Origin of the sequence: Pseudomonas sp. D1-1, from assembly GCF_051132225.1 — a bacterium.
GTDB lineage: Bacteria > Pseudomonadota > Gammaproteobacteria > Pseudomonadales > Pseudomonadaceae > Aquipseudomonas.
In genome coordinates, this window is record NZ_CP071676.1 from 3,546,490 (window position 1) to 3,569,422 (window position 22,933).

Sequence of the window (22,933 nt, forward strand, 5' to 3'; positions counted from 1 at the left end):
TTTTTTATGCCTGGGATCTTGATGCAAGCTGGCGGACCGCTTTCGCGAGCAGGCTCGCTCCCACAGGGATTTTTGTGGCCGCTGCAATTTTGGCAGACAACCCGGAACCCATGTGGGAGCGAGCCTGCTCGCGAAGGCGGCGGCACAGCCAACATCCCTACCGACTGAACCACCGCTTTCGCGAGCAGGCTCGCTCCCACATAAACGCAGGTCAGGCCATGAGGGAATAGACCAACGCAGTGATCGCCACCAAGCCCACCGACACCACAAAGACATTCGACGCCTGGCCACGATAGCGGGCCATGGCCGGGACTTTGCGGATGGCGTACATCGGCATCAGGAACGGGATGGCCGCGATGACCGGGCCGCCCAGGGTTTCGATCATGCCAAGGATGCTCGGATTGAGGGTGGCGACAATCCAGCACACCACCAACATGAACGCTGCGGTCAGCCGATCGAGGGTATTGGGTGCCGGGCGGCGGCCGCTCTTGACGACCAGGCCCTTGAGGCCCTCGCTGGCGCCGATGTAGTGCCCCAGGAACGACTTGGAGATCGCCACGAAGGCAATCAACGGTGCCGCGAAGGCGATGGTCGGGTTGCTGAAATGGTTCGCCAGGTACGACAGGATCGACAGGTTCTGCGCCTTGGCCTCGGCCAGTTGCGCCGGGGACAAGGTCAGCACGCAACTGAACACGAAGAACAGCACCATCACCACCATCAGCACATGGGCACGCGACAGGATCTGTGCACTGCGTTCCTCGGCGTTGGCACCGTAGCGACGCTTCTGGTCCACCGCGAATGCCGAGATGATCGGCGAATGGTTGAACGAGAAGACCATCACCGGAATCGCCAGCCACAAGGTGTGCAGCAGGGCCGAAGGTTCAGGCACCGTGGACGCCGTGGTGAGGATGCCGCCGTTCCAGTGCGGGATCAGGAACACCGCCAGGAACAGCAGCGCCACGATGAACGGGTAGACCATCAGGCTCATGGCCTTGACGATCGCTTGTTCGCCGCAGCGCACCACTGCCAGCAGACCGAGGATCAGCACCAGTGACAACACGGCCCGGGGCGGCGGCTGGATCTGCACCTGATGCTCCAGGAAACTGCCCACCGTATTGGTCAACGCCACGCTGTAGATCAGCAGGATCGGGAAAATGGCGAAGAAGTACAACAGCGTGATCAACGCGCCGGCCTTGATACCGAAATGCTCTTCCACGACCTCGGTGATGTCCGCGCCGTCGCGGCCGGACAACACGAAGCGGGTCAGTCCACGATGGGCGTAGAAGGTCATGGGAAACGCCAGCACAGCCAGGATCAGCAGCGGCCAGAAACCACCGAGGCCGGCATTGATCGGCAGGAACAATGTGCCGGCACCGATGGCGGTGCCAAACAGGCCCAGCATCCAGGTCGTGTCATGGCGGCTCCATTCGCCGAGGGTGGCGGGGGCTGTCGTTTCAAAGCGCTCTTCAACGCTGTTGGCCTGATCATTCATCCGGTCGGATCTCCGCATTCCGGTCATATGCACCCGGCCGGGACGAGTCGGAAAAATCCGACAGGCAGCGCCCCTGGCCGAAACAGGGGCGCGATTGTCCGGGATTCATGAACAGAAGCAAAGACTTAGCTGAGGAATGGTTATCCGGAGCAGGGTCATTGCACTGAACATTGACCTGCATTCCTGTGGGAGCGAGCTTGCTCGCGATGGCGGTGGGTCAGTCGACATTCATATTGGACGTGCCATCGCCATCGCGAGCAAGCTCGCTCCCACAAGGGTCCGAAAATGAAATACAAAAAGCCCAAGCTACACCTCCCTGCGGCCCCTACAATCAGGTTGAATATCAAAATCGCCCGCGCCCACAGGAGCACAGCATGACCGCAACCGTTCTGGTACTGGTTGAAACCGTCAACGAATACTTGCCGATTCTCGAACGCCAGGGCTATCACCTGGAACTCGCGCCCACGCCCGCCGAACGCAAGGCAGCGGTTTTCGAACACGGTGAACGGTTCAGCGCGGTGTTGACCCGCGGCCCCTTGGGCTTGACTGCCGAGGAAATGGCCGCCCTGCCCAACCTGAAGATCATCTGCGTGATCGGCGCCGGTTATGAACAAGTGGACCTGCAAGCCGCCAGCGACCGAGGCATCGTTGTCACCAACGGTGCCGGGGTCAACGCTTCATCGGTGGCCGACCATGCCATGGCGCTGTTATTGGCCTTGGTGCGCGATGTGCCTCGATCCGACGCAGCCCTGCGCCGGGGCGAATGGCCGCGAAGCACGCGCCCTTCCCTCGCTGGCAAGCACTTGGGCGTGCTGGGACTCGGCGCCGTGGGCATGGCGATTGCCAAGCGGGCCGCCCTCGGTTTCGACATGAACATCAGCTACCACAATCGCCGCGTACGCAGCGACGTGCCCTACGCCTTCTGCGCAACGCCCACCGAACTGGCCCGGGTCTCGGATTTTCTGATTATCGCCACGCCCGGAGGGCTGGACACCCGCCAGTTGATAAACAAGCAAGCCCTCGACGCCCTGGGTCCCAACGGATTCCTGGTCAACATTGCCCGGGGCAGCGTGGTCGCCACGACCGAGCTCATCTACGCCCTCGAACATCGGCGAATTGCCGGGGCTGCGCTGGATGTATTCGACCATGAACCCGAAGTACCCGACGCCCTGAAGCATTTGTCCAACGTCGTGCTGACACCTCACGTGGCTGGCCTGTCGCCGGAAGCGACACGCGCCATGGTGGAGTTGGTCGGCGATAACCTGAACGCGTTTTTTTTCCGGCAAACCGGTGCTGACGCCAGTGGAGCTACCCGACGCGCAGCATTAGAGGACCCCGAGTAACGTCCACAGCCGTCGGGACTCGGCATCGGCACTGATCAGTTCTCCCAGCAGCTCGCTCAGCGGCTTGTTGCCCCACTCCACACCGCGCCGGATCAGATAAGGCACGGGACTGTGGGGCTCGGTGCGCGCCAGGTAACCAGCGATGACCAGCAGCTGTCGATACGCCTCTTCACGATTGGCCGGTTCCTGGAAGTCCTGGGCAGGTGCCGCCGTCGGCTGGGAGGTCGGCGTCGTTGTCACCTTGGGCGTCTGCGCGGGCACGACGGCGGGTTGCTGTGGATGCATCGCGATGAACTCCTCTACCAATGCCAACATGGCTTGCATCACGTCCTGCAAGGATTTGTAGCCCGGCGCCAGATGACCCAGGTAGGCGTCGCTCCAGGCTTCGAGCCGTTGCAAGTGTTGCAGGCTTAACATCAGGCTGCCCTGGCGGTGCAACCAGAAGGACAACGGGGTGTTGCGAATCAGTTCGCTGAGTTTCTTTTGTTCGTTGCGCGCCGCCTCCGCCGAGGCCTTGGCGTTCTTGCTGTCGTTGCCCAGCACTTGCTGGCGCTGCAGGCGCTGCCAATCGTCCAGGCTGAAACCCGCGAAGGCTGGGTCACGGCCATCAAGCAACGGCACCCGCGTCAGCAGCACTTCGCTGTAGCGACGGGCCAGCCATTCCAGCGGAATCACCCGCCACGATTGATCGCCATCCTCGGCAAGGGGGTGCAGATGTTCCGGATAGCGCTCGCACAGCCCCGCCACCAGTGCCAGGCTGCCGGGCAAACCTTCCAGCCCGGCCAGGTGCAGCCAGGCCTCCCCCAGCCAGGCGCTGACCATCAGGTCCTTGCTGCGCTCAAGCAGCAACGTGGTCGCGAGCCGCTCCAGGTCCGGCCAAAGCGCGCGCTTGATGGAGGACTGCCACACGCCGGTGGGCAGGCTGGTGTCGTCTTCCCGACGCAATTCGCGTAGCTGGTCGTACTCCGTTTCGTAACGCAGATCCTGACCACAGGGCGACTCGGCGCTGATCGGTTCGAGCAGTTGGCTGACCAATTCGGGCAACGGTGTTATCGGCAAACTCACAGGCCCTCCTCACGGGTGGCAATGGCAGGCCTCGACGCAGGCGCGAGGAAAGGTGACCGCGGCGCCTGTGTCGGCAGCGGCGGGATCGACAGCGGCAATTTGGAACCCTGGCTCATCAACGACAGGCGCACGAACATCAAGGTCTGTTGCGCCGTGCGGGCTTGGGTCTGGGCGGTCACCGGCAGTTGCAGGGCCAGGGGAAAATCGGTGTAGTCGACATTCGGCTGGCGTTGGGCCGAGCCCAGCGAACGCATCAGGCGCAGCAACGACCATGGCCCTTGGTATTCCCAGCCGGCTTCGAGGTCGCGCACCACCAGGTTCGGTTGCAACGGATCGTTGGCCGGGCGCTGGTAGCCGTTGCGGGCCCAACGCAAGGTCAGGCGCACGGGCTGGCCGACCATCCAGCGCAGGTTCTGCTGGCCCTCACCGGGGTAGTTGATCTGCTGGTTGCCGGCGTCCAGGCTCCAGGCGATGACCTGGTCGGCGCCGCGCTCTTCCTCGCGGTCGGTGCGCCAGCGCACGTCCATCTCCACGCCCAGGATGCCGCTCTTGTCCCGCACGAACAGCGGCCCGAGCCAGACACCGGCCTGCTTCAAGCGGTTGAGGAAATCCTCGGCCGCCAACCGCTCCGGCGTCTGGCTCAGCGTCAGCCCGGCCTGGGCCAGGGGCACGCGTGTCTCGATCAATTCCAACAGGTGCCGGACCCGTGCCGGGTCGGCATCACTGGCCCGCACGTCCTGGGAAAACGGGAAGCGTCCCGCCAGGTACTGGTTGAAATAATTGGCCAGGTCATTCCAGGCCATTGCCGCCTGGTTCTGTTGCAGGTACAGGCAACGCTGCAGCGCCCCCTGCTGCAATGCGACGGTGCGCCGAGCCAGGTCGCCGCGCCCACCGGACAGGCTGGAGGTCTGCAAGATCTGCGCGCAGGACGCGGTGTCCATCGCATTGAAATCCCGACTTACCAATTGCTCCAACTGGGCAGCCGAACTGGCCGGGTTCTGATTCTTGTACTTGAGCAGTTCGTCGTTGAGGGCCATGAACCGCGCCACCTGGTCATGCTCCAGGGCGGACAGGTCGTCCTGCTGGACGATCAGCCATTCCAGGGCAGGCATGCGCTGTTCGGCGATCTGCAGCATGGCACTGAATTGCTGGTTCAGGTTCAGCTTCAGTTCCTGTGGATCGTTGGCGCCATACAGCTGCAAGCCGAAGTTCTTCGAACCGTCCCAACGCTCGATATCGGCGCGCTGGCTGAATAACGGCTGGGCATCGATTTCGGCCAGGCCATTGTTGATCTGCGCCAATGCCCGGCGATTGAGCAGGCGCTGGAAACGTATCGCCAGGTCGCCCCGGTGCACGACCATGAAGGCTTTCTGCAGCGCCACGGCTTGGGCGGTCTGTACGTTGAAGCCCAGGCCCGGCGACGGCTCGTCGCTTTCATCCAGGCTCAACCACATGGCCCGTGCCGCGGCGTTTTCGGCGGCCTGCATCAGCGCGTCACGGTAATCCGGCGGGATCCGCGACAGCTCTTCGCTGGCATAGCTCTTGTAGCTGGCGAAATAATTCAGGGCGACGCTGAAATCATCACTGCCACCGCCCTGGCCTATTGAATCCGGATTGCCGGGCGACGGATCCTTCTGCATCGCCAGCGCCACGAAATCCCGTTTGAACAGCGCTTGCACCGCGCCGTCCAACGCCGTGACATGGTCCTGCAACACCAGCAAGCCACTGCCCTGCTGCACCAGCAGATTGTCCCGGGAACCACTCTGGACGATCCACTGGTCGCGAAAACTTTGCTGCAACTTCGCCGCCTGGCTCTCCAAGTCCTGTGTGATATCCGGGCCAAGCAAAGTGCTGTGGCTGACCTTGTCCAGCATCTGGGTGTAGCCAGGCACGAGGTCCTGGCCCTTGCCCCGCCCCCAGGCGGAGTTAGTCAGGCTGACCAGCGTCTGCAGGTCATCGATCAGCGCCATCAGGTCTTCCAGCTCACTCAAGGAGTTGCCGCTGCCTGCCTCCAGTCCTTGCAGGTGCAACTTGAGATAACCGGCCTGGCGAACGAAGTTGTCCGCCAGGAAGTAATGGTCCAGCCAGCGTTGCATCAGGCCGGTGAAATTATCGGTAATCACAGGGCGCGCGGCGTTCAGGTCCAGCCCTTGCAAATCACTGTTTCGCGCATCGAACAGGACCCGGTTGTAAAACTGTGGGCGACTCAAAGTCCCGGTGTTCAGGCCCAAGGACAACGCGGCGTTGCTCAACTGCACCAGTTCGTCCAGTGGCGCCTTGGGGTCGTTCACCACTTGGCTGAACATCTGGTTGTGCTGCTCGAGGCGTGCCGCCAGATCCACCAGCGCCTTGGCCTTCAGGTAGCTTTGCCACTGCGCCGGATCGTCGTTCTCGACGTTGCCCCGGCGCTCGGTGTTGCGGATGGACTTGAGCTGTTCCAGGTCGGAATCGAGCAAGTCTCGCAGCGGTAGTATCCAATGGTGCCGGGCGGTCAGGCGCAAGCCATCCTCCAGCTGCGTGTCCACGGAGGAAAACCAGGAGGTGGGGAAGACGACCGAGACATAACGCCAGCGCGGGGCTTTCTCCAAGACGTTCCAGTAGTTCTGCACGTTATGCCGGGTCGGCTCCAGTTGCGGCTGGTCCGGGTCAATGACAATGTGGTTCTTGTGGGCACTGAGGACCAACCGCGACAGTCCCTCGGCGTTTTCCACCGAATCGCGCCAGACCCAGACCATGCCTCCCAACCAGACCAGGCCCACCACCAACGCCACCGCGCCGGCCAGCCGATGACCGCGTTGGCGCACGCGCAGCAAGCGAGGCACCGGCTGGGCCAGGCCGCGTTCGGCCATAAGACGTCGCGACCACAATTGCCGGGCAAACACCGTTTGCCGCTGGCCATTGTGATGGGCGGCCAAACTGTCGCCGCTGACGGCCGGTGCCTGACTGGCGGTGAAGTACACGCCGCGAAATCGCGGCGCTTCGCCTTGGGCGTTGCCCTGGAATACCGGCTCCAACAAGATCTGCAAGGTTCGTCGCAAGCCTTCGAAGCGTTCCGGCAGGCCATAAAGATCGGTGCTCAGCTGTCCCGACAACGCACCGATCTCGATGATCGATTGCGCCAGCGCGGCGTTGATCTCATCCAGCGCCTGGTCACTCCAGTGCGACTGCCACGCCGCATCCGGCAAATAAGGCGACGACCAACCCAGCATCGAGTCCCGCGCCTTGGCAGGCAGCGCGCTGACCAATTCCTGGAACCCGGGCAACTCTTCCATCCCGGTTATCACCACGTAAACCGGCAGGCTCAGGCCAAACCGTTGCAGCAAATCGATAAAAACCCGTCGGACCTTGAGGCTCAGCTCAGTGGTGTGCTCGATGTCATCGAACTTGCTGAACGGTACTGTCCAGATCACCCCGTCCAATGGCCGCTTGCTGCGCAGCCGCAACAGCAGGCCCAGCAGTCGCCACCAGTTGCCCCGTTGCCGGTTCATGCCTTCATCGGGCAGGAACAACGCCTGGGGCACTACCAGTACGGCGCCTTCGGCATCGCAAAACCAGCGCCCGAACCAGCCCGCCTTGTCCGTGGGTTGCAAACGCCATTGGCTGCACAGCTGGGCGCCGTCGGTTTCGTTGCCGAGCATCATCAGCCAAGGCGTCTGATAGCGGTCGCGGGTGCCCTGCTCCTGCTCCATCTGGCGCACCGCCCCGTAGAAATTGCGAACCGCCGCGCCGCCCTGGGTTCGCAACCACCAGACCGCTGCCGCGATCACCAGCACCACGACAATGGCGAGCAGCACCAAGGCGACGATGCTCAGGGTGTTCATGAATCCTGCTCCTGGACTGACGACTCGTTCAATTGCAACACCGGTTCGAGCTCCAGGCGGATGTCACGCCAGAAGACCTGCCCCAGGCCAGTCAACAACAGCACCATCGCCACGATCGCCAACCCCAGGCGAAAGCCGTCCGGCAAGGATTGCTGCGCGGGCATACGCGCGGGCGTCGCCGCCGCAGACATCGCCAGGCGCTGGCTGACGTCGACGTAATCGGGTTCGTGCTGCCAGGCAAAGGTGAACAACGCCACGCGCCATTTTTCGTGCTGGATCTGGCCAGGCTCGCCGCGCAAGCGCCCTTGGAATCCCAGGATCAGGCATTGCAGGTAGACATTCGCCAGGTCCCGAGTGCCCGGCATCTGCTCATCCAGCAGTTTCTTGATCGCCGCGGGCAAGCGCTCGCCGGCCTGGCGGCTGGCGTACATGCGTGACTCCAGGGGATGCTGCTGCCAAGCCAGTTGGCCGGGCCAGGTGCTGAACAGCAAGGTCTCGTCCACCAGCGCGACGAATGCATAGACCAGCGCCTTGACCTGCTCGGAAGCGGCATCGCCGACGGTGGCATAGGCCACCCGCCAGAGACGCTGGGCGCCGCGACCGGAAAACTCCACGACCCGATTGACCAGCACCGCAGGGTCGCTGTCCTTGGGCAAGTCTTGCCATTCCTGGGACCACTTCAACCAGGCTTGACGAAACGCACTGCTCAGCGGCGCCTCGTGCAGACTCCGAACCACCCCGCCACTTCCGTCAGGCATACGACTCCCCTTTTGCGATCAGGCATTTTCACTGGCTTGCGCCACGAACAACACCACTTGCCACGGGCTGCTGGCCTGGGCTGAGGCCGGCGCCACGATGTGCAGCGGCAATTGCCCGTCGAACCATTGCCCGCTCGCGGCCACCACAAACAAACGGGTGTCGTCACCGACGCTGTAGGCCACCTGCTCGTTGCGGCTCATGGCCTGGTGCGGCAAACCACTCATGCGCTGGCGGCTCAGCAGCGCAATGTGGGGCGCCGACGCGATGATCGCGCCGCGCAACCATTCGGCCGCCGCTTGTTCGCCGGCGCCGTTGGGCATGCGCAAACCGATCACCAGGCGTTGATTGGGCTGGTCGTCAGGCAACTGGATCGAGAAGACCTGCTCGTTGCGCTCGAATGCCAGGCTGCGGTAGCCGGCGCGGACCAATTCCAGGGTGGTTTCCAGCCAGTCGAGCAGCGGCTCGTAGCCGCGCTGCAACTCGAGAAAATCCAACGGCGCAAAAGCCGGGACGCCCGCCAACGGGTCCAGCGCCGACCAGCTCCCGGCCAGCCCCAGCAGCAAACCGTAGAGCGCCTGGGGCGTCGCCACCCGGGTATTCAGCATCCCTTCAAGTTCCGGCAAGCGCGCCCACAGGGCCGTCAATTGCCGACGGATCTCCATGGCATCGTCCTGGTTGCCAGCCGCCTGGGCCTGACGCAAGCGACCGGCGAGAAACATGCACTTTTCCCTGGCCCTCGCGCACACCCCGGCCACCCGCCGACCAAGGGCCGACTCCGGCAGCAGGATCGGCGTTGGCGGCGTATACGGCACGCGCCAGAAACCGCCGCCTTCCTTGCGGATGCGCAGCAATGGCAAGCAGATCGAATCAGCCTTGCTCAATTGCGTGCACAACCTCGGGTTGGGTCGCCAGACGGTGATCGACTCGGGAAACTCGCCGCTGGTGAGGTCTGGCAAAGCCTCGCCGACCACCGATTGCAAACGTCCCTTGAGCGGCAGCAACTGCCCGGCACGCCACAGCGGGCTGACCGCCAGGTACACGGTCACGGTGGCGTCGTCGGTCTTGTCGATCGCCTCGCTGACGTCCAGTTCCAGGGCTGGCCCGACACCGGCCAGCAGATTGACCGGCAAGCCGTCCGGCAAGGTGCCTTGCAATTGCAACAGGCGTACCTGGCCGGCACTCAGGGCCGAAGGATCGACTTCCAACTGGCTGACGCCCCAGAACCAAGGGTTGCAAGCCCCGGCAAAATGCGCGGCGAGGGCCTCGGCGCGCAGTCCTTGCAACTGAAAATGCTGGGGCAACAGTTGCATGCCCTCGTGCCAGCACACCGCGTCAGGTAACAGGCTCATACGACTCCCTTCGACATCCCAAATTGCCGCGCGAGGCGGCCCGCGGTCACTCAAGGCTGCTTGTGCCGATCATCATTCACGAGGGTCATCTCGCGACTTTCGAACTTCAGCCAGGCCTCGTGCTGATCGTCCAGCCGAAGCCGGTGGGCTCCCGGAGTGTTATAGCTGGCGAAGACCAAAAGTCCAGCGGCGCGCCGGCCCTCCAGCGGGAAGGGTTGGCGGTCGATGAATTGCCCCGGGACCAGCTCCAGCCCCCACACCGACATGAGCTGACGATAGTCGCGCTGGAACTGTTCGCGCTCGGCAAACCACTGGCTAGCGGTGATGCCCGAGAGTTGCTTGAGCAGGTCCGGGTCGTTTACCGCAATGAAATCCACGGCGATCGGCGTGTCGTCGTTGGCCCGGGGCGCGACGTCCAGGGTCAGGCTGTCGAGGTCGACGCTGGGGGCAAACAACGAGCACCCGCTGAGCGCCAGGCTGAAAAAAAATCCATGAAAAAACGCACGCAAAATGAATCTTCCTTTTCTCAGCGGTCAAAAATTGTTTTTGCTTGCTTTTTTATAGACCTGTTCTAGCGTCTTGGATAGTTCGACCCACACAGTCGAATGGACCAGGTTCGTCAAGGGAATGACAGGTTTTCTGCCGTCCATTTGCAACCTGCGGATCAGCAAGGGAATGCGATGAGCGGGACTCCCGATGCATTGCTTCCACACCTGCATCGGAGTCGGCCACCATGGCAGAAAGTACCCAGCACAAGCTCGACAGAGTCCGTCCTCCCCGCGTCCAGATCACCTATGACGTGGAAATCGGCAACGCCATCGAGAAAAAAGAACTGCCACTGGTCGTCGGCATTCTGGCCGACCTCTCGGGCAAGCCACTGGAGCCGCTGCCCAAGCTCAACGAGCGGCGCTTCACCGAGATCGATCGGGATAATTTCAACGAGGTGCTCGCCTCCATCTCCCCCCGCGCCACGCTGCAGGTGAACAACACCCTCAGCGGCGACGACAGCAAGCTCAATATCGAACTCAACTTCCGGCACATCGACGATTTCGACCCGGTAAAGGTCGTCGAGCAGGTCACGCCGCTGCGCCGCTTGTTCGAAGCCCGGCAGCGCCTGCGGGACCTGTTGACCAAGCTCGACGGCAACGATGACCTGGACAAGCTGCTGCGTGACGTGATCGCCAACACCGAAGGCCTGCAGGAGATCAAGTCGGCCCGGCCCCAGGACGCGACGCAAGAACTGCCCACCGTAGCCGCCAACGATGACCCTGCCCCGGCCGAACCACAGGCCTGATCGCGCGCCTCATTCAAGGGAGATAAAGCCATGCCTGCTTCATCCAGCGCTCAAACCAGCGAGAGCACGACCCAGACCCTGTCCTTGCTGGACAAGATCATCGCCGAAGGCCGCATGGCCCACGACGACAGCCAGCAAGACTACGCCCGCGACATGCTGGCGGAGTTCGCCACCCAGGTCCTCGACGAAGGCATGGCCATCGACAAGGACACCGTGGCCATGATCAACGACCGCATCAGCCAGATCGACGAGCTGATCAGCGCCCAGCTCAACGAAGTCCTGCACCATCCCGACCTGCAAAAACTCGAGGCCTCCTGGCGCGGCCTGCACCTGCTGGTGCAAAACACCGAAACCAGTACCCGGCTCAAGTTGCGCCTGCTCAACGTCACCCAGAAAGAACTGCAGAACGACCTGGAGAAAGCCGTCGAATTCGACCAGAGCGCGTTGTTCAAGAAGATCTACGAGGAAGAGTACGGCACCTTCGGCGGGCACCCGTTCAGCCTCCTGGTGGGCGACTACACCTTTGGCCGGCATCCGCAGGACATCGGCCTGCTGGAAAAACTCTCGAACGTCGCCGCCGCCGCGCACGCGCCGTTCATTGCCGCCGCCAGCCCGCGGCTGTTCGACATGACCAGCTTCACCGAACTGGCGATCCCCCGGGACCTGTCGAAAATTTTCGAAAGCCAGGAGCTGATCAAGTGGCGCGCCTTCCGCGAAAGCGAAGATTCGCGTTATGTGTCCCTGGTGTTGCCGCAGTTCCTGCTGCGCCTGCCGTACGGCCCGGACACCCTGCCGGTGGAAGGCATCAATTACGTCGAGGACGTCAACGGCACCGACCACAGCAAATACCTGTGGGGTAACGCCGCCTGGGCACTGTCGCAACGCATCACCGAGGCCTTTGCCAAATACGGTTGGTGCGCGGCGATTCGCGGGGCCGAGGGCGGTGGTGCGGTCGAAGGCCTGCCGGCCCATACCTTCCGCACCAGCTCCGGGGACCTGTCGCTCAAATGCCCGACCGAGGTGGCGATCACCGACCGTCGCGAGAAAGAACTCAATGACCTCGGCTTCATCGCCCTGTGCCACAAGAAAAACAGTGACGTGGCGGTGTTCTTCGGTGGCCAGAGCACCAACAAGGCCAAGGTCTACAACACCAACGAGGCCAACGCCAACGCACGGATCTCGGCGATGTTGCCGTATGTGCTGGCGGCCTCGCGTTTCGCCCATTACCTGAAGGTGATCATGCGCGACAAGGTCGGCAGCTTCATGACCCGCGACAACGTGCAGACCTACCTCAACAACTGGATCGCCGACTACGTGCTGATCAACGACAACGCGCCGCAGGAGATCAAGGCGCAGTACCCGTTGCGCGAGGCCCGGGTGGACGTGACCGAGGTGGCTGGCAAGCCCGGGGCCTATAAAGCGACGGTGTTCCTGCGGCCGCACTTCCAACTGGAGGAACTGACCGCCTCGATCCGCCTGGTGGCGACGCTGCCGCCGCCGGTAGCTGCCTGACGGTTGAAATCTGTGGCGAATAGCTTGTTGTGGCGAGGGGATTTAGCGAAACGTCGCACCGCCCCGTTGGGCTGCGCAGCAGCCCCCTAAGCGGTCAACTCAATCTGCCTGACACACCGGGTTGTCAGGTTTAGGGCCGCTTCGCGCCCCAGCGGGGATAAATCCCCTCGCCACAGGCTTTGCGTTGAACATCCCACTCGAATTCAGGAGTTCCAAACAATGGACGCAATCATTCTCGACCTCGGCGGCGACATCAAGGGCGACAGCCTGCTGGAGGGTTTCACGGACAAGATCGAGGTCATGTCCTACAGCCACAACGTGGCGATGCAGGTCACCAACGACGTCAGCAACTCGGAGCGCACCTCCGGCCGCCCGCACATCGGCGAGTTCACCCTGACCAAATTCATCGACAGCTCAACTCCGTCGCTCAATGAATATTGCTGCGCCGGTAAGCCGATCCCGCAAGCCGTCGTCACCATCGGCCGCAACGCCGCCGAAGGCAGCGGCCAGATCATGCCGTTCATCGTCTACACCCTGACCAACGTCGTGCTGTCCAACGTCAGTGTCAGCGGTGGTACCGGTGGCAAACCGGTGGAAACCCTGTCGCTGAACTTCACCAAGATCAAATGGGAGCTCACCGCCCAGAAAGATGACGGCACCAAGGAAGGCACGGCCGGCACGACCTGGGATTTGGCCGCCAACAAAATGACCAAGTAAGGACGCCGCGCCATGGCTGGCTTCGGGCTGCGCCCGCCCCTGTTCGAACGTTTGGCAAGCCCGGCAGACGATGCCGGGCGGGTGTTCGATCGACAGGCATTGCAGGACTCGGTACATGCCGAACTGTCACGCCTGTTCAATACCCGGCGCGGCCTACGGGCGCTGACCGAACCACCGAGCATCCTGGACTACGGCATCGCCGACTGGACCGCGCTGCAACAGCAGCGCAGCGATGACCGTCGTCAACTGACCCGGGAAATTCGCCAGGCCATCACCCACTTCGAACCGCGCCTGCGCCTGGGCGAGGTAGAAGTCTGCCCGGTGCCGGGCCATCCGCAGCAACTGTGCATACGGCTGTCGGGCGAACTGCGTGGCGACCCGCACCCATGGCCCGTGGCGTTTGTAATCGAGCACGCCGGCGACGGCCTTGAGGTGCGCCATGAGCGACTCGATTGACCCGCAACTGTTGGATTACTACCAACGCGAATTGACTTGGCTGCGCCATGCCGGGAGCCTTTTCGCCGAGCGTTACCCCAAGGTTGCCCGGCGCCTGGAATTGTCCCCCGGTGAATGTCCCGATCCCCACGTCGAACGACTATTGGAAGGCTTCGCGCTGCTGGCCGCGCGCTTGCAACGCCGGCTGGATGACGACTACGCCGAATTCAGTGATGCCCTGCTCGAACAACTTTACCCGTTGGCCATGCGACCCTTGCCATCGTGCGCCATCGTGCAGTTCGAGCCCGACCCGAGCAAAGGCAACTTGAACGAGGGCTATCCCCTGCCCCGCGACACGCCATTGTTCGTCACCACGGACAAAGGCCAGAGCATTCATTTCCGCACCACTGCTGCCGTGCATCTATGGCCACTGCAAGTGAGCGAAGCGTTGCTGCTGGGCAGTGACGAGGCCCAGGCGTTGACCGGAGTAGTCCAGGCCCGCTCGGCCTTGCGCCTGGAGTTGCGTTGCCTGGGAAAAAGCCAATGGTCGACGCTGGGCATCGATTCGCTGCGGGTACACCTGGCGGCGTCACCGATGATCAACGCCGGGCTGTACGATTTGCTTGGCGCTCACGCCATCAAGGTCCTGGCTGGCGCGCCGGGCAGCGTGCCGGAACCGTTGGCGGGTTTGCCACGCATCGTCGGTTTCGCCAGCGACCAAGCCTTGCTGCCGGACGAGGACGGCGTGCACCCAGGCATGCGCCTGTTGGCGGAGTATTTCGCCTTTCCGGACAAATTCGGCTTTTTCGACCTGCCGCTGGCCGGCGCCCACAGCGACGACGCTTCTTTATACCTGTACATCGCGTTCGACCGGGCACCAACCAGCCGCTTGCCGCTCCAGGCCAGCGACATCGCCCTGGGCTGCGCTCCGGTGATCAATCTGTTTCCCCGGACCTCCGAGCCGCTGCGCCCGGACGGCACTCGCAGCGAGTATCGGCTGGTGGCCGACAGTCACCGGGAAAACAGCGTCGAGATCCACAGCATCCGGGGCATGCGCGCCATGACCGAACAAGGAGTGCGCAAAGTGCCGGCCTATTACGGCAGCCAGCATGGCAGCGACGAGCCCTGTTATTGGCATGCGCGACGGGTCAGCGGCATGAGCCCGAACCGACTGGGCACTGACGTGATGGTCAGCCTGGTGGACACCCGCTTCGACCCACTGGCCGAATCCCGGGATTACAGCCTCACCGCCGAACTGCTGTGCACCAACCGCCACCTGGCCCAGAGCCTGCCGGCCGGCACGCCATTGGGTTTCGAGCGCCCCGGACCGGTGGCCTGGGCGCGCCTGCGCAATCCTCCCAGCCCGCAGAGCCTGCCGCGCCTGGATGGCGAGTCGCGCTGGCGACTGGTGTCGCAACTGACCCTCAATCATCTGTCACTGGTGGAAGGTCCCCAGGCGCTTGACGCATTGCGCGAGATTCTCGAATTGCACAACCTGCGGGACGAGGCCAGCGCGCGCCGCCAGATCGAAGGCGTATCCGGACTGACCTGTGAACGGGTCATCGCCCATGTTGGCGAGGATGCCTGGCGCGGGTGGCGCAACGGCTTGGAGGTGCGCCTGCAACTGGATCCGCATCACTTCGTCGGCAGCAGCGCCGTGCTGTTCTCCGGCGTGCTGGCGCAATTCTTTTCTCTGTATGCCACCGCCAATCGATTTGTGCGCACCGTGCTGGTCCAGTCCGACAAGGAGGTGAAGACATGGCAACCCCAAGCCGGCAAACCCCTCGCGCTCTGAACCTGGGCGAGCGACTGCGGCGCGACCCACAACGCTTCGAATGGCTCCAGGCCCTGTTGCTGCTGGAACGCGAACATCCCCAGGCCGAGCCCCTGGGCAGCGGCACCGCGCCACAGGCCGAGGCCGTGCGTCTACGTGGACCGCTGACGCCACTGTTCGCCGCCAGCGAGGTCGAAAGCCTGGGCCAGGAACCCGGCCTGCCGCCGACCCTGACCACGCCGATCTTTGGCCTCGGCGGCCCGGACGGCCCGCTGCCCTACGCCTACCAGGAATGGCTGCAACAACGGGCGCGGGCGAAGGATCATGCCCCGGCGGAATTCCTCGACCTGTTCCAGCACCGCCTGCTCAGCCTGCTGTACAAGGTGATGCGCAAGCATCGCGTCGCCCTCGGTTTCACGCCCCCTGGCGCGTCCGCTGTACACGCACAACTGCGCGCGTTGACCGGCCTGCTGCCCAAGGCCTTGCAGGAACGCCAGGCCGCCCCCGACTCGGCGGTCCTGGCCTGCGCCGCGCTGTATGCCGATGGTCGGCGTTCCCTGGCCGGGTTTGCGGCGATTGTCCGTGAACAGTTCGGCTTGCCCGTCGAGCTGAACGCCTATGAAGGTGGCTGGCGTGAAATCCCGCCGGCCAGCCGCAGTTGCTTGCAGCCGGACGGACGCAACCTGCGCCTGGGCCGCAACGCAGTCGCCGGTACTCGGGTCTGGGACGAACATGCCGGCGTGCGCCTGACGCTGGGACCGCTGAGCGCGCCCCAAGCCAGCGGCTTGCTGCCCACTGGCGAAATCCATCCGCTGCTCGCCAGCCTTTGTGCGCTGTATTTCGGCCCAGACCTGGATTGCACATTGGTCCTGCTGGTTCGTGGCGCCGGCCCGTTGCAGTTGAGTCGCCAGACTGCGCCACGGCTGAATTGGAACGGTGGCCTGCAACGCCAGCCGAGCCTGGCCGTGCAACGCATCGAAACCCGCCTTCGCCAGCCGGAGATCGCCTGAAATGGAACTGGCCAGCCTGATCGGACGCCTCAATCCGGACAATCGCCGAGCCCTGGAACGGGCCGCGCAACGCTGCCTGCAACGCAGCCACCACTACGTCGAAATCGAACACCTGCTGTTGGAACTGCTCGACATCGAAGGCGGTGACTTCGCCTGCCTGCTGCCGCGTTTCGGCCTGGAGCGTGACGCGGTGGCCGCCGAAACCAATAAGGCCCTGGACCTGTTCAAATCCGGCAGCACCCGCACGCCCGCCCTGTCGGCACAAACCATCGGCCTGCTGGAGGACGCCGTGGTCCAGGCCAGCGTGTTGGGCCTGGACAGCATTCGCTCCGGGCTATTGTTGCTGGCGTTGTTGGACCGTGACGAACGTCGCAGCCTGCTGCTCAACAGCGCCTCGTCCCTGCTGCGCATTCCCCGCGATGCCCTGCGCGCCCATCTGTTGGAATGGACCGAAAGCTCCCGCGAGCATGTCGGCGGCGTGCGCCCGGCCAAACCCGGCGAAGCACCACCGAAACAGGACCCGGTGCTGGACCAGTACACCCAGGACCTGACCGCCGATGCCCGGGACGGCCGCATCGACCCTATCGTCGGCCGTGACGGCGAGATCCGCCAGTGCATCGATATCCTGCTCCGACGCCGGCAGAACAACCCGATCCTGGTGGGCGCACCGGGCGTCGGCAAGACTGCTGTAGTGGAAGGCCTCGCCCTGCGCATCGCCGCCGGGGATGTGCCGCCGTCCTTGCAGGAAGTCACCCTGCGCGTGCTTGACCTGGGCCTGTTGCAGGCCGGCGCGGGCGTCAAGGGCGAGTTCGAACAGCGCCTCAAGGGCGTGATCGACGCGGTACGCAGCGCGGAAAAACCGATCATCCTGTTCATCGACGAAGCCCATACGTTGATCGGCGCCGGTGGTGCGGAAGGCGGCAGCGACGCGGCCAACCTGCTCAAGCCAGCCCTGGCCCGGGGCGAATTGCGTACCCTGGCCGCCACCACCTGGCTGGAATACAAGAAATACTTCGAGAAGGACCCGGCCCTGGCTCGGCGGTTCCAGTTGGTGCAGGTCGAGGAGCCGGACGAGCTCACCGCCGTGGAAATGCTCCGGGGCGTGGCGAGCAAACTGGAGCAGCACCACGGCGTGCAAGTGTTGGACGCGGCCATCCACGAGGCGGTGAAGCTGTCCCACCGCTACATCTCCGGACGACAGTTGCCGGACAAAGCCATCAGTGTGCTCGACACCGCCTGCGCCCGGGTCGCCCTCGGCCAGCACGACGTACCACCGCCGCTGGAAAGCCTGCGCCATCGCGAGAACAGCCTCAAGGATGAAGTCGAACGGCTACGCCGGGAACAAGCCACCGGGCTGGATCATCGCGAGCGCATCACCTTGCTGGAAAGCGAATCGAGCAGCAACGTGCAGGCCATCCGCGAGCTGGAAACCCGCTGGGGCGAAGAGCGCGAAGCCGTGCGCGAACTGCTCGACACCCGCCGCGAACTGCTCGCCTTGAGCGAACGTGCCGACAGCGAAAAAGCCGACACCGAAATCGATAACCGCATCGACCACCTCGCCGCCGAACTGCTGCGCCTGGAAGCCGGCCTCGATGCCATTCGCCAGGACGATCCGCTGGTGCCCGAACAGGTCGACAGCAAGACCGTCGCCGCGGTGATTGCCGGTTGGACTGGCATCCCGGTTGGCAAGATGCTCGCCGATGAAGCCCACGCCGTGCGCACCCTCGGCCAACGCATGGGGCAGCGAGTCATGGGCCAGGGCACCGCACTGAATACCATCGCCCAACGCCTGCAAGCCTACCGCGCCGGTCTCACCGACCCGCAGAAACCGGTCGGCGTGTTCCTGCTGGTGGGCCCCACGGGCGTGGGCAAGACCGAAACCGCCTACGCCTTGGCCGACGCCTTGTACGGCGGCGAACGCAACCTGATCAGCATCAACCTCTCCGAATACCAGGAAGCCCACACCGTCAGCCAACTCAAGGGCGCCCCGCCCGGCTACGTCGGCTACGGCAGCGGCGGCGTGCTCACCGAAGCAGTCCGCCGAAAACCCTATTCCGTGGTGTTGCTGGATGAAATTGAAAAGGCCCACCCGGACGTGCTCGAAGCCTTCTACAACGTCTTCGACAAAGGCCTGATGGAAGACGGTACCGGCCTGGTGGTGGACTTCAAGAACACCGTGATGCTGGCCACCAGCAACGTTGGCGCCGAACTGCTGCTGGACACACCGACCGCGCAATTGGGCAGCGACGCCTTCAACGAAGCCTTGCATAACGTCCTGCTGCAAGCGTTCCGCCCGGCGTTTCTGGCGCGCATGACGGTGGTGGCGTACCGGCCGCTGGATGAAGCGACGCTGGAAGGGATTGTGTTGGCGAAGTTGGAGAAATTGCGCGGGCGCTACAAGGCCGCGACTGGCAAGCAATTCGAATTCGATGCGGGAATCGTCAAGGCTGTGTTGGCCAAGTGCAGCGCGGCGGGGGCACGGGATGTCGAGAATGTGTTGATGACGCAGGTGACGGGGAAGTTGGCGGAGTGGGTGTTGGAGTAAGGATCGACAAAAAACGGTTTGCACATAACCCAAAGGGCATAGAGGGAACGCATGATGGCCAACACAGTATTTGCTAACGCGGCAGAAGCCGAAGTCAGTTTAAGAGCCAACAACTTTCGCTTTACCAAATTCGCAAACGGCGAGCGTAAAACGGCTCCGGCGCCGCTGGATGATGCTCTTTTCTATACTGCCTACTCAAATATCGCGGCTTTCCTTTGCAATGACCTTCATTTCCAAACCAGTCTGACCGAGGTCTCTGCAAAGATCTGGGAACATTATCGAAGACTAACCCCGATGACGCCGAACAAGTTTACCCGGGCAATGGGGCTGGTCGCCGCCCAGTATGGATTTCAGTACCACGAAGGTTTACGTAACGATACCTCGGAGCGAGGGCTGCCCATCGCCGTGCGCCTGATCGGGGGCGATCGCTTCCTTGGCCAACTGCTACGCGCCAGTCTGTTCTGGAAAGACAGTATGGATGGCCGACATGGCGAACATACCCACAGCCTGCAATGGCTGGCCATTGCCAACGGTCTATTGGGCACAGTGGCGGAGATCCCACGCCTGTATAGCTACACCGCCGATTATCGAGCACCTTCGCAAAACGATAAGCCGGGTAAGCCGTCCCTGTTTCTCTGGCAATGGCTGGCTGATTGCTTTCCAACTGACTTGAATGGATATGCCACCGAGAAGTTCATTAACGATGAAACCCTCGAATCGCAAAGCTACCGGGCGCCGCAAGTCATCAGTGATTACTTGTTCGGGAAACATCCCAGGACCGAACAGCCGATTCCAGGGCATTTTGTTTCCAATTACTTATTTCACCGTTATAGAAATCGGGAATGGCTGCAGACCAAGGAACAGTTCAACGCCGCCAGCGGAGAAAACGAGACAGTCATCACGAAGTGGTTTACCGGTTCCATACAGACTGATGCCAAAGCTAGCGCACCGGCTCATCGGTGGGGGCCAGCCTACAAAAATGACGCGCGCCTAGTTCGTAATGCCGCAGCGGAAATAGACAAATTAAAAGAAAAAAAGCCACAGGCCATCAATAGTTTTTTTCATGGGAAGCCGGGAAAGCTCTGGTTTGGTAGTTAAATATCGTCAAGCCAGAATCTAGTCTATGCCTTGAGGCTGCTCCATGCCCCGTACCGTCGACATCAACACCACCCTCTCCCTCACCTCCACCTCGCTGTCGGCGCTGTACCCTGACTCACTGTCCGGCGAAGAACGCCTCAATGCCTTGGGCTCGCACATCCTCAACGGCATCAACGACGGCGCCTCGCTGGACCTCACCACGGCCGTCGCCAGCCATGTAACCACAACGCTGCATAAGGACGCCCTGCTGCGCCCGCAGGATGGATTGGTGGCCGAGATTCGCCAATTACCAGCCGACGCCACCGCCGAGCGCTATCAACTTTTACTGAGACCGTGGCTTTGGTGGTTGAGCCTTGCCAGCAACAACCGGGTGTTCCAGAACCTCGCCACCTCGGACATCGTCACCACGATTTTCAAGGCCCACGGTTTCACCGATTTCCAGCTCAAGCTCAGCGGCAGCTACACGCCGCGCGAGTACTGCGTGCAATACGGCGAAACCGACCTGGCATTCATTTCCCGCCTGCTGGAAGAAGACGGGATCTTCTGGTTCTTCAGCCACGAACAAGGCAAGCACACGCTGATACTGGCCGACAGCAACGACGCCTTCGCACCCATACCCAATGGGCCGACGGTGAATTATCTCGGGCAGAAACTGGGCGAGCGCGAACTGCACGGCATCCGCTCAGGGCAGGTATGCCTGCAAGCGGTGGCCGGCGTTTACCAGGCCACCGATTATGAGTTCACCACGCCGACCACCTCACTCTTCAGCCAGGCTGAAGCCGTGGCCGGGCCGAGTTTGATGTACGCACATCCCGGCGGCTATACCGCCAAGGCCCAGGGCGATGCGCTGACCAAACAGCGGGTGGACGGCCTGCGCAGCCAGGAGAAACGCTTTGTCGGCGAAAGCGACTGCCGCTGGCTGATCCCGGGCTATTGGTTCACCCTCGCCGGCCATGAAGACACGACGCTGAATATCGATTGGGTAGTGACGTCGGTCAGCCATGAAGCCAGCCACGACAGTTACCGCAACCGCTTCGAAGCGATCCCCAAGACCACCGCCTACCGACCGGCTCGCATCACGCCAAAACCGCGCATGCACACCCAGACGGCCGTGGTGGTGGGCAAGGCCGGCGAAGAAATCTGGACCGATGAATACGGCCGGATCAAATTGCAGTTCCCCTGGGACCGCACCGGCAAGAACGACGAGACCTCCTCCTGCTGGGTGCGCGTGGTCCTGCCCTGGAGCGGCAAGGGCTTTGGCATGCAGTTTGTGCCGCGCATCGGCCAGGAAGTCATCGTCACCTTCATCGACGGCGACCCGGATCGGCCGTTGGTCACCGGTTGCGTCTACAACGGCGACAATGCCCTGCCCTATGCGCTGCCAGCGAACCAGACCCAGTCCGGGATCAAGACCAACTCGTCCAAGGGCGGCGGCGGTTTCAACGAGTTGCGCTTCGAAGACAAGAAAGACGCCGAGGAGATGTTTCTCCAGGCGCAAAAGGACTTCAACATCAACGTGCTCAACGACACCACCGCCACCGTCGGCCACGATGAAACCCTCACGGTGCAGAACGCCCGCACGCGCACGGTGAAGGACGGCGACGAAACCGTCACCCTTGAGAAAGGCAGGCGCAGCGTGACCATCCAGACCGGCAGCGACAGTCTCGACGTGAAGGACACCCGCACCGTCACCGTGGGCTCGGACCAGACCCACAGCACCGGCGGCAATTACGATCACAAGGTCACCGGCAATTACAGCCTGACGGTGGACGGCAACCTGACCATCAAGGTCAGCGGCACCCTGACCCTGCAAAGCGGCGGCAGCTTCGCCATCAAGAGCGGCGCGGACCTGGCCGCCCAGGCCAGCACGTCCATCAGCCAGAAGGCCGGCACCGCCTTGAGCAATCAGGCGGGTACTTCGCTGGAAAACAAGGCCGGCACCACCCTGACCAACGATGCTGGCATCAGCCTGGTGAACAAGGCGGCCGCCGAACAGACCGTGGACGGCGGCGGCATGCTGACCATCAAGGGCGGCCTGGTGAAGGTCAACTGAGGAAGCGGCCATGGCCTCGAAAAAACTGGACGTCGAGCGTGGTGACAGTCAACTGAATGGGCGACTGATCGATGGCAAGCTCGACGGCCCCTTGCAGATTGAAGAAGCGCAGCGCCCACAAGCGAAACTCAACTACAGCCAGGGTGAACTGGAAGGCACCAGCACGTTGTATCACCCCAATGGCAAGGTCTCGGCCGTGTTGCCGTTCGTCAAAGGCAAACTCCAGGGAATGGCAAGCTTCTACGCGGCCGAAGGCGGCTTGCAACGCCAGGCCAGTTACTGCCGCGGGTTGTTGCACGGTGAGGCGAACAATTATTTTCCCGACGGGAAACTGGCCGAAGCCGAGTTCTATCGCGACGGCGTGCGTGACGGCCATTATCGGCGCCTGCACCCCAACGGCAGCCCGGCAGTCGAGGCCCGCTACCTCAACGGCCAACTGCTGGAACCGGCCCAGGCCTACGCCGAAGACGGCCGGCCACTGGACGCCGAGGGCAAGCCGATCTCCCGGGTGCGCTGGTGGTTCAGGCGCTGGAATGATCCGGCGCAGGCCTGAATTTTCTGCCTTACCCTTTCCCTTGTGGGAGCGAGCCTGCTCGCGAAGACAACAGTTCAGTCAACATCGAGCCGGACTGGACTGGCGCCTTCGCGAGCAGGCTCGCTCCCACA

At 62.8% G+C, this 22,933-nt stretch carries 16 protein-coding genes and 1 pseudogene; 11 read left to right on the top strand and 6 right to left on the bottom strand.

From position 1 onward, the window contains the following. Positions 1-211: 211 nt before the first annotated feature. On the bottom strand, positions 212-1,492 hold the full coding sequence (locus J3P86_RS15865) for a serine/threonine transporter (RefSeq protein WP_434698389.1): 1,281 nt from the start codon (positions 1,490-1,492) through the stop codon (positions 212-214). 374 nt (positions 1,493-1,866) lie between these two features. On the opposite strand from J3P86_RS15865, the pseudogene J3P86_RS15870 reads away from it, so the two are divergent. Next, a pseudogene (locus J3P86_RS15870) lies at positions 1,867-2,821 on the top strand (2-hydroxyacid dehydrogenase). On the opposite strand, the gene tssA reads toward J3P86_RS15870, so the two are convergent. Genes tssA through J3P86_RS15895 form a run of 5 tightly spaced genes read right to left on the bottom strand, consistent with a single transcriptional unit; the run spans position 2,818 to position 10,338 of the window. Next, positions 2,818-3,900, bottom strand: a complete 1,083-nt coding sequence (tssA, locus tag J3P86_RS15875) for a type VI secretion system protein TssA (RefSeq protein ID WP_434698390.1) — start codon at positions 3,898-3,900, stop codon at positions 2,818-2,820. The pseudogene J3P86_RS15870 and the gene tssA sit on opposite strands and share 4 nt — an antisense overlap. Beyond that, complete coding sequence (locus J3P86_RS15880) at positions 3,897-7,721, bottom strand: type VI secretion system protein (RefSeq protein ID WP_434698391.1); 3,825 nt, start codon at positions 7,719-7,721, stop codon at positions 3,897-3,899. The genes tssA and J3P86_RS15880 overlap by 4 nt, the downstream gene beginning before the upstream one ends. Then, positions 7,718-8,479 (bottom strand): DotU family type IV/VI secretion system protein, encoded by a 762-nt coding sequence (locus J3P86_RS15885; protein ID WP_434630271.1) that lies wholly within the window; start codon positions 8,477-8,479, stop codon positions 7,718-7,720. Before J3P86_RS15885 ends, J3P86_RS15880 begins: the two co-directional genes overlap by 4 nt. 18 nt (positions 8,480-8,497) lie before the next feature. Then, positions 8,498-9,829: a type VI secretion system baseplate subunit TssK gene (gene tssK, locus J3P86_RS15890; protein ID WP_434698392.1), complete on the bottom strand. Its 1,332-nt coding sequence runs from the start codon at positions 9,827-9,829 to the stop codon at positions 8,498-8,500. Between the two features lie 50 nt (positions 9,830-9,879). After that, on the bottom strand, positions 9,880-10,338 hold the full coding sequence (locus tag J3P86_RS15895; protein WP_434630267.1) for a type VI secretion protein: 459 nt from the start codon (positions 10,336-10,338) through the stop codon (positions 9,880-9,882). Positions 10,339-10,562: 224 nt separating this feature from the next. Here J3P86_RS15895 and tssB point away from each other — a divergent pair, with 224 nt between their 5' ends. From tssB to J3P86_RS15945, 10 genes are all read left to right on the top strand, one after another. After that, positions 10,563-11,123: a type VI secretion system contractile sheath small subunit gene (tssB, locus tag J3P86_RS15900; RefSeq protein WP_030142659.1), complete on the top strand. Its 561-nt coding sequence runs from the start codon at positions 10,563-10,565 to the stop codon at positions 11,121-11,123. A 30-nt stretch (positions 11,124-11,153) separates the two neighbouring features. Next, positions 11,154-12,635 carry a type VI secretion system contractile sheath large subunit gene (tssC, locus tag J3P86_RS15905; RefSeq protein WP_434573555.1) on the top strand — a complete coding sequence of 494 codons (1,482 nt, stop codon included), beginning with the start codon at positions 11,154-11,156 and terminating at the stop codon, positions 12,633-12,635. A gap of 219 nt (positions 12,636-12,854) precedes the next feature. After that, positions 12,855-13,352, top strand: a complete 498-nt coding sequence (locus tag J3P86_RS15910) for an Hcp family type VI secretion system effector (protein ID WP_186704839.1) — start codon at positions 12,855-12,857, stop codon at positions 13,350-13,352. A 12-nt stretch (positions 13,353-13,364) separates the two neighbouring features. After that, positions 13,365-13,808 carry a type VI secretion system baseplate subunit TssE gene (tssE, locus tag J3P86_RS15915; protein WP_434601125.1) on the top strand — a complete coding sequence of 148 codons (444 nt, stop codon included), beginning with the start codon at positions 13,365-13,367 and terminating at the stop codon, positions 13,806-13,808. After that, a complete protein-coding gene (gene tssF, locus J3P86_RS15920; protein WP_434630262.1) occupies positions 13,792-15,582 on the top strand; it encodes a type VI secretion system baseplate subunit TssF in 1,791 nt (596 codons plus the stop codon). The genes tssE and tssF overlap by 17 nt, the downstream gene beginning before the upstream one ends. Then, positions 15,546-16,571 carry a type VI secretion system baseplate subunit TssG gene (gene tssG, locus J3P86_RS15925; protein ID WP_434630260.1) on the top strand — a complete coding sequence of 342 codons (1,026 nt, stop codon included), beginning with the start codon at positions 15,546-15,548 and terminating at the stop codon, positions 16,569-16,571. The genes tssF and tssG overlap by 37 nt, the downstream gene beginning before the upstream one ends. Position 16,572: 1 nt before the next feature. Further along, the gene (gene tssH, locus J3P86_RS15930; RefSeq protein ID WP_434630258.1) at positions 16,573-19,116 is read left to right on the top strand and encodes a type VI secretion system ATPase TssH; all 2,544 of its coding nucleotides are present in this window, start codon (positions 16,573-16,575) and stop codon (positions 19,114-19,116) included. Between the two features lie 51 nt (positions 19,117-19,167). Then, complete coding sequence (locus J3P86_RS15935) at positions 19,168-20,214, top strand: hypothetical protein (protein WP_434630256.1); 1,047 nt, start codon at positions 19,168-19,170, stop codon at positions 20,212-20,214. A gap of 43 nt (positions 20,215-20,257) precedes the next feature. Next, a complete protein-coding gene (gene tssI / locus J3P86_RS15940; protein ID WP_434698393.1) occupies positions 20,258-22,267 on the top strand; it encodes a type VI secretion system tip protein TssI/VgrG in 2,010 nt (669 codons plus the stop codon). Between the two features lie 10 nt (positions 22,268-22,277). Next, positions 22,278-22,820, top strand: coding sequence for a toxin-antitoxin system YwqK family antitoxin (locus J3P86_RS15945; protein WP_434630252.1), 543 nt, complete (start codon positions 22,278-22,280; stop codon positions 22,818-22,820). The last annotated feature ends 113 nt before the right edge of the window (positions 22,821-22,933 follow it).